12 protein-coding genes are annotated in these 13023 nt (G+C 63.4%); 3 read left to right on the forward strand and 9 right to left on the reverse strand.

The window, feature by feature from the left end; genetic code table 11:
• Window positions 1-155: 155 nt before the first annotated feature.
• The 5 genes from AB4N33_RS01905 to AB4N33_RS01925 all read right to left on the reverse strand — a co-directional run bounded on the left by AB4N33_RS01905 (window position 156) and on the right by AB4N33_RS01925 (window position 4469).
• Window positions 156-1412, reverse strand: a complete 1257-nt coding sequence (locus AB4N33_RS01905; RefSeq protein ID WP_476456281.1) for an FAD-dependent oxidoreductase — start codon at window positions 1410-1412, stop codon at window positions 156-158.
• Window positions 1409-1645 (reverse strand): 2Fe-2S iron-sulfur cluster-binding protein, encoded by a 237-nt coding sequence (locus tag AB4N33_RS01910; RefSeq protein ID WP_476456282.1) that lies wholly within the window; start codon window positions 1643-1645, stop codon window positions 1409-1411. The genes AB4N33_RS01905 and AB4N33_RS01910 overlap by 4 nt, the downstream gene beginning before the upstream one ends.
• Window positions 1638-2753 carry an NAD(P)/FAD-dependent oxidoreductase gene (locus tag AB4N33_RS01915; RefSeq protein ID WP_476456283.1) on the reverse strand — a complete coding sequence of 372 codons (1116 nt, stop codon included), beginning with the start codon at window positions 2751-2753 and terminating at the stop codon, window positions 1638-1640. The genes AB4N33_RS01910 and AB4N33_RS01915 overlap by 8 nt, the downstream gene beginning before the upstream one ends.
• On the reverse strand, window positions 2750-3682 hold the full coding sequence (locus tag AB4N33_RS01920) for a 4-hydroxyproline epimerase (protein WP_476456284.1): 933 nt from the start codon (window positions 3680-3682) through the stop codon (window positions 2750-2752). The genes AB4N33_RS01915 and AB4N33_RS01920 overlap by 4 nt, the downstream gene beginning before the upstream one ends.
• Window positions 3683-3797: 115 nt before the next feature.
• Window positions 3798-4469, reverse strand: a complete 672-nt coding sequence (locus AB4N33_RS01925; protein WP_460122546.1) for a GntR family transcriptional regulator — start codon at window positions 4467-4469, stop codon at window positions 3798-3800.
• Window positions 4470-4693: 224 nt separating this feature from the next.
• Between AB4N33_RS01925 and AB4N33_RS01930 the strand changes: the two genes are divergently transcribed.
• Together AB4N33_RS01930 and AB4N33_RS01935 are read left to right on the forward strand one after the other, a co-directional pair.
• Window positions 4694-6733 (forward strand): oxidoreductase, encoded by a 2040-nt coding sequence (locus AB4N33_RS01930; protein ID WP_476456285.1) that lies wholly within the window; start codon window positions 4694-4696, stop codon window positions 6731-6733.
• Between the two features lie 141 nt (window positions 6734-6874).
• Window positions 6875-7801 (forward strand): 1-aminocyclopropane-1-carboxylate deaminase/D-cysteine desulfhydrase, encoded by a 927-nt coding sequence (locus AB4N33_RS01935; protein ID WP_476456286.1) that lies wholly within the window; start codon window positions 6875-6877, stop codon window positions 7799-7801.
• Window positions 7802-7808: 7 nt separating this feature from the next.
• On the opposite strand, the gene AB4N33_RS01940 is transcribed toward AB4N33_RS01935, so the two are convergent.
• The 3 genes from AB4N33_RS01940 to AB4N33_RS01950 form a co-directional block, all read right to left on the reverse strand.
• Complete coding sequence (locus tag AB4N33_RS01940) at window positions 7809-8357, reverse strand: cytochrome b (RefSeq protein WP_460122552.1); 549 nt, start codon at window positions 8355-8357, stop codon at window positions 7809-7811.
• A gap of 119 nt (window positions 8358-8476) precedes the next feature.
• Window positions 8477-9304, reverse strand: a complete 828-nt coding sequence (gene phnX / locus AB4N33_RS01945) for a phosphonoacetaldehyde hydrolase (RefSeq protein ID WP_460122553.1) — start codon at window positions 9302-9304, stop codon at window positions 8477-8479.
• A gap of 140 nt (window positions 9305-9444) precedes the next feature.
• A complete protein-coding gene (locus AB4N33_RS01950; RefSeq protein ID WP_476456287.1) occupies window positions 9445-10554 on the reverse strand; it encodes a 2-aminoethylphosphonate--pyruvate transaminase in 1110 nt (369 codons plus the stop codon).
• A 109-nt stretch (window positions 10555-10663) separates the two neighbouring features.
• Here AB4N33_RS01950 and AB4N33_RS01955 point away from each other — a divergent pair, with 109 nt between their 5' ends.
• Window positions 10664-11524: a LysR substrate-binding domain-containing protein gene (locus AB4N33_RS01955; RefSeq protein WP_476456288.1), complete on the forward strand. Its 861-nt coding sequence runs from the start codon at window positions 10664-10666 to the stop codon at window positions 11522-11524.
• A gap of 41 nt (window positions 11525-11565) precedes the next feature.
• Here AB4N33_RS01955 and AB4N33_RS01960 read toward each other — a convergent pair whose 3' ends face one another.
• Window positions 11566-12897, reverse strand: a complete 1332-nt coding sequence (locus AB4N33_RS01960; protein WP_476456289.1) for a type VI secretion system Vgr family protein — start codon at window positions 12895-12897, stop codon at window positions 11566-11568.
• Window positions 12898-13023: the final 126 nt, after the last annotated feature.

Raw genomic sequence — 13023 nt, forward strand, 5'->3', positions numbered from 1 at the left:
TTTAGGCGTTTGTAAAAAGTGAGTCGCCGTAAGGGCGAAACCATAAGCGGCCGTTACCGCAGCAATGGATATGTACCCTATCCAAAAAAACAGGTCGGCCCGAAGGCCGCCATCGCGGGCAAGCCCGCTCCCACAGAAAACCCGGCGTCAGCCATTCAAGCAGGCGGCGTCTCATCCACACATAAAAACGTTTCGATCCGCGCCGGGCTGAAGGGCGGCCGGGGGGCCGAGGGTTGCCAGTCAAAGAGATAATGCAACGCCCCACCACACACCCGCCCCTGACAGGCACCCATGCCGCAACGGCTGGCCAGTTTGGCCTCACGCCAGTCGCGGTGCCCGGCGATGGCGGCGTAAGGCACGTCTTCACAGCGGCACACCAGAGTATCGGCCTGGGCCAACGCCTTAAGCTTGGGATCAAGCCGAAACGCCCCATTCAACGCCCGTGCAAACCCCTGCCAGCGCGCCCGTCGTGGCCAGAGCTGTTCAGCGGCAGAGGTTTCGCCAACCGCCGCAAGCCCGGCAATTTCCCCCTCGACCAACGCCAGCTCACTGCCCCCAAACCCGGTGCATTCCCCCGCCGCATAATGATCGGCCAGACTCGTCGCCTGCCAGGCATCCACCGCCAGCGCGGAGCCCGTCACTTCGCAACCCAACGCCTGACCCAGCTGAACGTTGGGAATCAAGCCAAAACCACAGGCGAGTCGATCACAGTCCAGTTCGACAATCTTGCCCTGCTGGCTCAGACGCACGCCTTCCAGTCGATCCGAGCCCAGCGCCGCCACCACATGGGTGCCGGCGCGGTACTGACGATCAAACAGAAACAGGGATTGCACCAGCTTGCCCGGCCAACGTGGCAACTGTAGGGCAAACCCGGCGACCGCTGCCAACCCGGCCTGTTCGGCGATGCGCACCACCTGCGCTCCATTGTGTTTGGCAGTGGCAGCACTGGCGAGCAACAGCGGGCCGCTGCCGGCGATCACCACGCGTTCACCCTGCACCGGCAGGCCGCCCTTGATCAGGGCCTGGAGCCCGCCAGCCCCGGTGACGCCCGGCAATGTCCAGCCGGGGAAGGGCAGCAGCAATTCGCGGGCGCCGGTGCACAGGATCAGTTTGTCGTAGTCGATCAGCCAGCCGCGATCAGCATCTTCCACCAGCAACTGTTTGTGCCCTGGGCAGGCAATGACCCGAGTGCCGGTGTGATGACGGATGTTGGCGCAGGCGTGCAGGCGCTCGCGCAGTTGCCGTGCCTGTTTCGGCAGGCTGGCCTGGGGGCCGTCGCGCCAGATCTGGCCGCCGGACAGCGGGTTGTCGTCAAGCACCACAATGCGCGCGCCACTGGGCGCGGCGGCGAGGGCGGCGCTCATGCCGGCGGGGCCGGCGCCAATGATCAAAAGGTCGGCGTATTCGTTCATGGTCGGGTCTGCACATGCATGTCGTTTTGACACAGGGTCTGGCAGGCCAGCCGGCGGCGGCCGTTGATGGTGACGCGGCATTCCTGGCAGATGCCCATGCCGCACAGCGGCGCACGGCGCTGGCCGGCAACGGAGGTGCGGGTGCTGCCGTCACCCGCCAGGGCGAGGGCGGCGGCCACGGTGGTGCCTTCGGCCACGTGCAGGGCGCGGCCATCCACAATCACGTCAGGCATGCACGACCTCCCCGAGGAAACGTTCTGGTAAATAGGGTGGCGCCGCCAGCGGCGACGCTTCGTTGAACAGCTGCGCGACCAGCAGGTCGGCGGTGCCGGGCGCCGTGGTGACCCCCAGTCCTTCGTGTCCGACCGCCAGCCACAGGCCTTTGCGTTGTGGGTGCTGGCCCACCAGCGGCAGGCCGTCGGGGCTGGCGGCGCGAAAACCGGTCCAGGCGCGAACGCCGTTGAGGTGGGCCAGGTCCGGCATGTATTCGGTGGCGCGCTTGAGCATCTTCGCCAGCATCCAGCCCTCGACTTGCGGGTCGGTGGTGCCGAACTGCCGCGAGGTGCCGATGAACAATTGCCCGGTCGGCCGTGGCTGGATGTTGCAGGCGGTGGACGGGCCCTTGGCGTTGTGGGCGCTGGTGACATAACCCAGTTCCACCAGCGTGTGGGTGACGGTGCCGGGGTAGCGGTCGGTGATCAGCAGATGGCCCTTTTTCGGTTCGATGGGCAACTCCGGGCACAGCTCGTTAGCCTGGATGCCGTTGGCCAGGATGACCGCTTCGGCCTGCAACCACTGGCCGTCTTCGAGGCGTACGCGGTTACCGTCCACCTCGTTGACCCGCGCCCGCCGTTGTTCGATGTTGGCGTGATCGAGCATCCAGCGGGCGGTGGCGGGTGCGTAGAGAATGCCGTCGCCGTTGATCAGCAAGCCACCCTCCAGGCCTTCGCGCAGCGCCGGTTCGCGCTCGCGCAAGGCGTGGCGTGCGACCAGTTCGCACGTCACGCCCTGGGCTTGCAGGTTGAGGAATTTGCTCTCGGCCACGGCCATTTCTTCGGGGTTGGCCGCCAGCCACAAGGTGCCGTTGCTGCGGTAAGCGCAACCGTCGGGCAACTGTGGTGCCTGGTCACGCCAGCGTTGCAACGAGTATTGGCTCAGGGCCAGTTCCGCGGGGTTGTCGTCCAGTACGAGCAAGTGGCCCATGCCGGCAGCCGTGGCACCGTGCAGGCCGGCGTCCAGGACCTGCACGCGCAGGCCACGCCGGGCCAACGCCTGGGCGCAGGCGGCGCCGATGATGCCCGCGCCGATCACGATCACATCGGCCACCAGGCCTTGGCTCATGGGCGGATGCCCCAGGCGAACGGGTCGTCCTGCTCAATGATCAGGCTCGCTTCGGCGCTGATGAAAGCACGGCCACGAATCGTCGGGACGATGCGCTCGCCTTGCCACTCGTAGGAGCCCTCGAACTCGCTGCCGATCACGCTGGCCTGGCGCCAGATCTGCCCCGGCTGCAATTTGTCGTCGGCGGCCAGGCACGCCAGCTTGGCGCTGGTGCCGGTGCCGCAGGGGGAGCGGTCGTAGGCCTTGCCGGGGCAGAGCACGAAGTTGCGGCTGTCGGCCTGGGCGTCGTCGGCGAACAGTTCGACATGGTCGATCAAGCCGCCGTCTTCACCGCGAATGCCTTGCACGTCCAGCGCCTGTTGCACAGCGTAGGTGTAAGCCGTCAGCGCATCGAGATTGTCCCCGGCCACGCGCAGGCCATGCTCGGCGATGAGGAAAAACCAGTTGCCGCCCCAGGCGATGTCACCGACAACCTCGCCGACGCCTGGCACCTGCAATGTCACCGCCTTACGATAACGGTAGGCCGGCACGTTACGCACACTGACGCTGTGGTCGGCGTGCAAAGTGGCCTGCACCGTACCCACCGGCGTTTCGATACTGTGCACGCCCGGACCGATTTTGCCCAGGTGCGCCAGCGAAGCCACCAGGCCGATGGTGCCGTGGCCGCACATGCCCAGGTAACCGGTGTTGTTGAAGAAGATCACCCCGGCACAGGCGCTGGGGTCGACCGGCTCGCACAGCAGCGCGCCCACCAGCACGTCGCTGCCCCGTGGTTCGAGTACGCAGGCGGCGCGCCAGTCGTCGTGTTGTTCAGCCAGAAGCTGGCGGCGTTCGGCCATGCTGCCGTTGCCCAGGTCGGGAAAACCGGCGGTCACCAGGCGGGTGGGTTCGCCGCCGGTGTGGGAGTCGATCACGCTGATGCGTTTCATGAAGGGACCACTCTCGCGTTCGGATAGATGAACGCAAGCGTGGCGTGTACGGGGCGTGGCGGCTTGATGGATTTATTCTGCACCGATGACGAAATCGGCACAGGACAGCCAGCCGTCAATGATGGTGGGGCAGGTGCTCGAACAGGGTTTGGCACACCCCGGCGATGTGTTCGTCGAGCAGGCTCACGGCGCGGTCTACATCACCGGCACGGCAGGCGGCAATGATCTCGCGGTGTTCGTGGTCGGCGCGTTCCTTGCCGGCGGACAGGCTCATCTGCATGCGCAGGTAACGCTCCAGTTTGTCGTTGACCGAGCGGATCAGGTTCACCAAAAACGGCCGTTGCGCCGGCTCATACAGGCAGGCGTGCAGTTCCCAGTTGAGCTCGGCCCAGCGCCCGACGTCATCCTCGCCGACAAACTCCTGACAGATGCGCTCGGCCCGGGCGAAGGTAGCCTCGGTCATGTTGGGAATGGCCAGGCGCAGCACCTTGTCTTCGAGCAGCATGCGCACTTCGAACATTTGCGCCAATTCGGCATCCGACACCCGCGTAACCATCGCGCCGCGATTGCGCTGGAACATCACCAGGCCTTCAGCTTCCAGGCGCTTGAGTGCTTCGCGCACGGGAATCTTGCTGACATTGAACTGGCGGGCGATGTCGTCCTGGCGAATCGGTTCGTCCTCGGCGAAATGCCCGGCGACGATGGCGTCACGCAGGTGGCGGGTAATGATTTCCGAGGTCGAGGGCGCGTTGCCCAGGTCGGGAGCGTTGAATTTGGGTTGGGTCACGGTGGCGATCGTTCGGACTGATTTGCGCATATGGTATACGAATTCAGGTGCAGGACTCACTGCGCCTGAGACGCCATGCGACCATTAGCTGCACGATTAGGTCATCAAGTTGTCAGTTATGGTCATTGAGCCGTCACCTGAGTGCCCATAATCTGTTGCTCATGACAGAGGGGTGCCAAAGAGCACCCCCACTTTATCCGTGATCGCTCGACGTGGAGTTTCCGATGACCACCGCTCATTACCCGCACCTGCTGGCCCCGCTGGACCTGGGCTTCACCACGCTGCGCAACCGCACCCTGATGGGCTCGATGCATACGGGCCTTGAAGAAAAGCCGGGCGGCTTCGAGCGCATGGCGGCGTATTTTGCCGAGCGCGCCCGTGGCGGTGTGGGCCTGATGGTGACCGGCGGCATCGGCCCGAACGACGAGGGCGGGGTGTACTCGGGTGCGGCCAAGCTGACCACCGAGGAAGAAGCCCTCAAGCACCAGATCGTCACCCGTGCGGTGCACGAGGCGGGCGGCAAGATCTGCATGCAGATCCTCCACGCCGGCCGTTATGCCTACAGCCCCAAGCAAGTCGCGCCGAGTGCCATCCAGGCGCCGATCAACCCGTTCAAGCCTAAAGAGTTGGACGAGGAAGGCATCGAGAAGCAAATCAGCGACTTCGTCACCTGCTCCGTGCTGGCGCAGAAAGCCGAATACGACGGCGTCGAGATCATGGGCTCGGAAGGGTATTTCATTAATCAGTTCCTCGCCGCGCACACCAACCACCGCACCGACCGTTGGGGCGGCAGCTACGAAAACCGCATGCGCCTGCCGGTGGAAATCGTGCGCCGGGTGCGTGAGGCGGTGGGGCCGAATTTCATCATTATCTTCCGCCTGTCGATGCTCGATCTGGTGGAAGGCGGCAGCGCCTGGGAAGAAATCGTCACCCTGGCCAAGGCCATCGAACAGGCTGGCGCGACCCTTATCAACACCGGTATCGGCTGGCACGAAGCGCGCATTCCGACCATCGCCACGAAGGTGCCACGGGCGGCCTTCAGCAAGGTCACGGCAAAACTGCGCGGTTCGGTGAGCATTCCGCTGATCACCACCAACCGCATCAATACCCCGGAAGTGGCCGAGCAGATTCTTGCCGAAGGCGACGCTGACATGGTGTCGATGGCGCGGCCGTTCCTCGCCGACCCGGACTTCGTGAACAAGGCCGCCGCTGGCCGCGCCGATGAAATCAACACCTGCATCGGTTGCAACCAGGCGTGCCTGGACCACACCTTCGGCGGCAAGCTGACCAGCTGCCTGGTCAACCCGCGTGCCTGCCACGAAACCGAACTCAACTACCTGCCGGTGCAAAGCCTGAAGAGGATCGCGGTGGTCGGTGCAGGCCCGGCGGGCTTGTCGGCCGCCACCGTGGCCGCCGAGCGTGGCCATCAGGTGACGCTGTTCGATTCGGCCAGCGAGATCGGCGGCCAGTTCAACGTGGCCAAGCGTGTGCCGGGCAAGGAAGAGTTCTATGAAACCCTGCGCTACTTCAACCGCAAGTTGCAGACCAGCAACGTCGAGGTGTGCCTGAACACCCGCGTCGACGTCGCGCAACTGGTCGAAGGCGGTTATGACGAAATCATCCTGGCCACCGGTATCGCCCCGCGTACCCCGGCGATTGAAGGGGTCGACAATGCCAAGGTGCTTAGCTACCTGGACGTGATCCTGGAGCGCAAGCCGGTTGGCAAGCGCGTTGCGGTCATCGGTGCCGGTGGCATTGGCTTCGACGTGTCGGAGTTCCTGGTGCACCAGGGCGTGGCGACCAGCCTGGACCGTGAGGCGTTCTGGAAGGAGTGGGGCATTGATACCCACCTCGAGGCGCGCGGCGGCGTGGCCGGCGTCAAGGCCCAGCCCCATGCCCCGGCCCGTGAAGTGTTCCTGCTGCAACGCAAGAAATCCAAGGTCGGTGACGGCCTTGGCAAGACCACCGGCTGGATCCACCGCACGGGGCTGAAGAACAAGCAGGTGCAGATGCTCAACAGCGTCGAATACTTGAAGATCGACGACGAAGGCCTGCACATTCGCATCGGCGAAAGCGGCGAACCGCAGGTGCTGGCGGTGGACAACGTCGTCATCTGCGCCGGGCAGGACCCGTTGCGTGAGCTGCACGACGGCCTGGTGGCGGCGGGGCAAAATGTGCACCTGATCGGCGGCGCGGACGTGGCGGCGGAGTTGGATGCCAAGCGGGCGATCAATCAGGGGTCGCGGTTGGCGGCGGAGCTGTAACAGGCAGGGTCTTCCTGCCAATGGCTATCGTCGGAACGCCGCCCGGGGCAAGCCTGCTCCTACAGGGATCACCTGACCATTGTAGGAGCGGGCTTGCTCCGGGCGGCGTTCCGACGATGGCAGTCCTTGAAGACTGCTAAAATGCCGGCTCTTAACCCAGAGCCAGCCTCATGTTTCCCCCACCCCCCCCTGGAACGCCTCCACCTGGACTGGCTCACCCCCGCCAACATCGAGCTCGCCATCCTGCGCCTCGACCAGATCGACCCGCTCATCAGCGGCAATAAATGGTTCAAGCTCACCGAACACCTCAAGGCCGCTGAGCGCGCCGGTGCAAAGGGCATCATCAGCCTGGGCGGTGCCCATTCCAATCATTTGCACGCATTGGCTGCCGCCGGTCAACGCCTGGGTTTTCGCACCGTGGGGCTGTTGCGCGGCCATGCGCAGGACACGCCAACGGTCAACGACTTGCAGGCGATGGGCATGCAGTTGCACTGGTTGGGCTACGGCGGTTATCGCGCGCGGCATCAGCCGGGTTTTTGGGAACCCTGGCAGACGCAGTACCCCGACCTGTGGCCGGTGCCCGAAGGGGGCGGCGGTTTGCCGGGCGCCATTGGCTGCATGCCGCTGAAGGCGTTGGTCGGCGCGCAACTGAAGGGCCTGGGCTGGAGCGACTATGACGGCTGGTGGCTGGCGTGTGGCACCGGCACCACGCTGGCAGGGTTGATGCTGGCTGAAGCCGGTGAGCATCCGGTGTACGGAGCCCTGGCGGTGCCTGATGATCATGGTGTGGCGCAGCAGGTCGAAGCCATTGCCCGAGAGGCGCAAGTGCCGCCAGCGCACTATGAGTTGTTCGACGCCAGCCGGGGAGGCTTCGGCAACGTTGATCCAGGGTTGCTGGAGTTTATCGCCCAGACCGAAGCGGCCAGCGGCATTCCACTCGAACCGCTGTACACCGGCAAGGCCCTGCTGGCGCTCAAGCAACAAGTCGAAGCTGGGCGATTCAAGACAGGGATGCGTTTGATCTTCATCCACACCGGCGGCTTGCAGGGCCGCCGAGGGTTTGCCTGATCGGTGATCAGTTACGCTTGGGCATCATGCGCAGCAACGTGTTATCACGCACCACATAGTGATGATAAAGCCCCGCCAGTGCATGCAGGCCGATCAGCCAGTAGCCGAGGGTGCCACCCAGTTCATGCCAGTTCTGGATCTGCCTGGCCAGTGCTTTGTCTTCAGAGACCAGCATCGGCAGGTCAAAACCGTAGAACATCACTTGATTGCCTTTGGCACTGGTGACCAGCCACCCGAGAATCGGCATTACGATCATGAACAGGTACAGCGCCCAGTGCATCAACCGGGCGAGGGTGGTTTGCCACTTCGGCGAGGCGGGGAAGATCTGCGGTGCGGGGCCCAGGCTGCGGGCCAACAACCTGAGCCACACCAGTACGAACACCGTGAGGCCGAGCATGAAGTGCGACTCGACGATCAACGTTCGGCCGCCGCTGCCTTTGGGAAAGATTCCGCGAAATTCGATGCAGGCGTAAACCAGTGCCAGCAGGACCAGCATCAACCAGTGCAGTGTGATCGAGACCGTGCTGTAGCGGGACTCGGAGTTTTTCCAGGGCATGCGACGTTCCTCACGGGTTAACTCAAGCCACCGTTCTTGGGCGACGGTGTGCCTTAACTGTAATCCTGTTTAAGCGTCTTTGCCTGTGCGCCAGGTCAACAAACCCCGCCCCCACAGAATCACGCGCTCTGCGGCATCTCACCATTGGCCAGGCGCCGGTTGATGTCGGCGATCACGGACGGCAATTCGACGATGGTGTCGATCATGTAGTGCGGGCGTGAGTTTGCGAACAGGGCCTGGATGCGCTTGCGTTCGCTGGCCAGTTGCTCGCCGTTGAGGGCTCGATAACCTTCGTAGTCAAGGCCCAGCGCATTGCCCGAGCAGAGCAGAGCGACGGTCCACATACCGGCACGGCGACCTTCAAGGATGCCAGGCACGGTGTCATCGATCTTCACGCACGCCGCCACGTCCTCGATACCCAGTGCGATCACGTTGGCCAGTGCCTGGGCTGGCCATGGTCGGCCGTTGGGGACTTCATCGGTGGCCACCACATGGTCGGCGACGTAACCGTTGTGGGCGGCCAGTTCCACGACCTTGTCCATGACCTGCTTCGGGTAGCCGGAGCAGGAGCCGATCTTGATCCCTTGCTGGCGCAGGTGGGCGATGGTGTCCAGGGCGCCTGGAATCAGCGCCGAGTGCTCGGCGATTTTTTCGATCTGCAGCGGCATGAAGCGTTGATAGATCGCGGTGACGTCATCGTCGTTCGGCGTGCGACCGAATACCTTGCGATAGCGTTCGGCAACCTCCGGCAGATTGCACAGTGTGCGGATATGGTCCCACTTGCCCATGCCCATCGGGCCCCGGGCTTCTTCGATGCAAATCTGAACGTCAAACTCGGCGAAGGCTTCGACGAAAATCTGCGTCGGCGCAAACGAGCCGAAGTCGACCACGGTGCCGGCCCAGTCGAGGATGGCAGCCTGGAGTTGTGTGGGGTGGGTGTAGTTCATGGTGGTCGAGTCCTGTGGTGAGTTTGAGCGCTCTGTAGGAGCGAGCATGCTCGCGATTGCTGTCTGTCATTCAGCATGGATGTTGCCTGACACACTGCTATCGCGAGCATGCTCGCTCCTACAGGGGAATGGGTTGGGGTCTAGATGACTGTCACTTCCATCTCTTGCAGCACTTCGCCGATTGCCGCCACGGCGGCACGGATGTCGGCCGGTTGCACGTGGCCGATGCAGCCGACGCGGAAGGTTTCGACCTGGGTCAATTTGCCGGGATAGAGGATGTAACCCTTGGCCTTGACCCGTTCATAAAATTCCTTGAACTGGTAGCGCGGGTCTTTCGGTGCATGGAAGGTGGCGATGATCGGCGCCTGTATGGATGCCGGCAGGAAGCTGCGCAAGCCCAGCCGGCTCGTCTCTTCCATCAGCGCCTGGCAGTTGGCGGCATAACGCGCGTGCCGCGCCGGCAGGCCGCCTTCTTCGACGTATTGCAGCAAGGCCTCGTGCAGCGCCGCGACCACGTGGGTTGGCGGGGTGAAGCGCCATTGGCCGGTCTTCATCATGTAGGCGTGTTGGTCGTGCAGATCCATCGCCAACGAATGCGAATGGCCGGCGGCAGTGGCCAGCGCTTCCTTTCGGGCAAACACGAAACCCATGCCCGGGACGCCTTCCAGGCATTTGCCCGAGGCCGCGATCAGCGCGTCGAACGGGATCTGCTGCGCATTGATCGGCAGGGCACCAAAGGAACTCATGGCGTCGATGATCAGGCGCTTGCCCTGTCGATGCACCACCTGGGCAATGTCCGCCAAGGGATTGAGGATGCCCGTGCTGGTTTCGCAATGGATCAGCGCAACGTGGCTGATGCCGGTATCGGCGCGCAACAGGCGGTCGACGTTGGCGGCGGTGACCGGTTCGTCTTCGGCGGTTTCGAAGGTGCTGAATGCGCGACCGAGCACTTCGCAGATTTTCGCCAGGCGCTTGCCGTAGGCGCCATTGATCAACACCAGGACTTTACCGTCACGGGGCACCAGCGTGCCGATTGCCGCTTCCACCGCAAAGGTGCCGCTGCCTTGCAGGGGCACGCAATGGTGACTGGCGCCGCCATTGATGATTGTCAGCAGTTGCTCGCACAGGTTGGCGGTCAGTTGGTTGAAGCGGTCATCCCATGAACCCCAATCGACCATCATCGCCTGGCGCGTGCGGGTGGACGTGGTCAATGGGCCGGGGGTGAGCAGGATGGGTGCGGCGGAACTCAATCTCGTGTCCTCGCAATCGATGGGGTGAAGCTACGGGGCCTAAATTGCAATTTGCCGACTTATCAATCAAATTGTTTGTTGTTATGCCAGCCATCAGTAGGACTTATTCATGAACCTGTTTCAGTTGCGTGCCTTCGATGCGGTGGCCCGCGAGGGCAGCTTTACCCGGGCGGCTGCGCGCCTGTTCATCAGTCAGCCGGCCGTGACCGGGCACATCAAAGCCCTCGAGGAGCATTACCAGATCACGCTGTTGCGCCGAACCGCGCGACGGGTGGAATTGACGGAAGAGGGCACCAGGCTGGCGGCGATCACCCGGGCGATGTTCGGGCTCGCCGAGGAAGCGCAGGTGATGCTGGAGGCGAACCGGCAGTTGCTCACCGGGCGCCTGGAAGTCGCGGCGGACGGACCGCACTTGGTCATGCCGATGCTGGCGAGCTTGCGCGTCCGTTATCCGGGGATCACCGTGAACCTGCGCCTGGGCAACGCCCAGGAAACCCTCGCGGCGCTGTTGTCCGAGCATGCCGACGTGGCGGTGCTGACCGAGGTCGAGCCGCGCAAGGGGCTGCATTTGCAGGCGCTCTGCGAGTCACGCCTGTGTGCCTTGGTGCCGGCCGGCCATCCATGGGCTAAGACCCGGGGCGTTTCGCTCGAGGATCTGGATCAGGTGATCATGGTGCTTCGCGAACCCGGTTCGATCACTCGGCGGACCTTCGATCAAGCCTGCAACCAGGCCAATGTGAACCCTCGGGTGCTGCTGGAACTGGATAGCCGCGAAGCCGTGACCGAGGCGGTGGCGGCCCAACTGGGGGTTGGCGTGGTGTCGTCGGTGGAAGTCAGCCATGACCCGCGGGTGGCGGCGGTGCCGATCATGGGGGAGGGCTTGGTGAACTGCCACATGATGGGGTGCATGGAACGGCGGCGAGATTTACGCTTGATTCAGGCCTTTTTTGGGTTGGCGCCTGAGCGGTAAGCCGCGTTGCAGCGTCCGCGGGCAAGCCGCCCGCCCACCATTTATGTGTCCATCGGCCGGATCAGCCAGTCGAGCAACAACCGGTCATCGCATCTGGACTGCCGGGCTGGCCGCGGCGTAGGCGGATGGCTCGCCGTGGCGTACAGCACCGGGCGGTCCGGGTCGCTGTCGAGAAAACTGATGAGCACTTCGCTGCCCGCAAGCGGCACGCGAGAAGGGTCCACTCGACCATCGGGGGTGGTGACCACCATGGGTAACCACAATCCGCTGTGTTGATCCGCATCGGCCTGCGCCGTTGGCCATAACCGCACCTTCACCCGACCTTGATCGTCCAACTGAGCGGGTTCGCCCACCGGGCCCAGCACTCTCGCCGGTTGAAACCCCGGAATCGCGGGACGGGCCTGGGTCAGCGCGGGGCGAAACACCGTTGACCAGACAATGGCGGTGAATTGATTGCCGTATTGACGTGCCCGCTCGGTATCACGGCGTTCGAGAATCGAAGGCTGCTGGCCCTGATGGCGGATTTCGATCAACAGCCACTGGTCGTTGAAGTGCGCCAACGGGTGTTCCGACACCTGGAGAATGGCGCCGGTGCGCAGGGCACATTGGTTGCTGCGACCCTGCAACTGGCCGTGTCGGCAACGCAGGCGCTCGAGTATCCGGCGGCTGAGCCGTTCCTGATCGAGCGGTGGCGCAGTGGGATGCGAGGCCTGCGGTGGCGAAGTGTGGCGCTGGAACAATTCGCTGATCACCGGAGCCTGTTGGTCTTGCGTCGCGTCGCCGTTGAAACGCATCAACAGCGGCTCTGCAGGGAAACTCTGGCTGTCATCCGCCAGCACCAGTACATGGCGCTCGCGCTCGTGCTCGAAGTGAAAGTGGATACCTTCCTCTTCGCACAGCCGTTGCAGAAAGGCCAGGTCGCTTTCGTCGAACTGGATGCAGAACGGCTTGGCAGGATAGTGCCCGTCCTGCAGTTCAATACGATAGCTGTTTTCGGGCAGGCCGTTTTCTTCCAGCAACTGGCGCAGGATCGCGGGAACACTCCGTTGATAAAAGACCCGGCGCGAGGGTTGCCGGTCGAGGTTTTGAAGCCAGGGCACCAGCACCAGCCGATAGTCGATCCGTTGCGTGCCCCGGTGTTCGCGGCTGGCGCTGTGAATGATGCCGTGCACGCCCAGGCCATCGGCGAAGCTGAAAAAAACCGGTTGTTGCAGCAGGCGATCGAGGTTGATGGCGGGCGCCAGGCCGATCACTTCGATCTCGAACCGAAAGGGCTGGTTGAGCGTTTCTCGACCATTGAACTGCAAGACCTGCAGGCTGAGATCACCATTGAGCAGGGTCAGGGTGTAGGGGGTTTCCTTATCGTTATGCATCGAACGCGCCTCGGCCAGGAAGTACAGGCGCAGAGGGTACGAGACCACAGCCGTTTAGAGTCATCGCAAAGCAGGTTTCCGAATTGCCCTACAACAAGAGGTGAAGATGTCGATTCGGTACGATGG

The sequence above is a fragment of the Pseudomonas sp. S1_E05 genome (genome assembly GCF_056337105.1).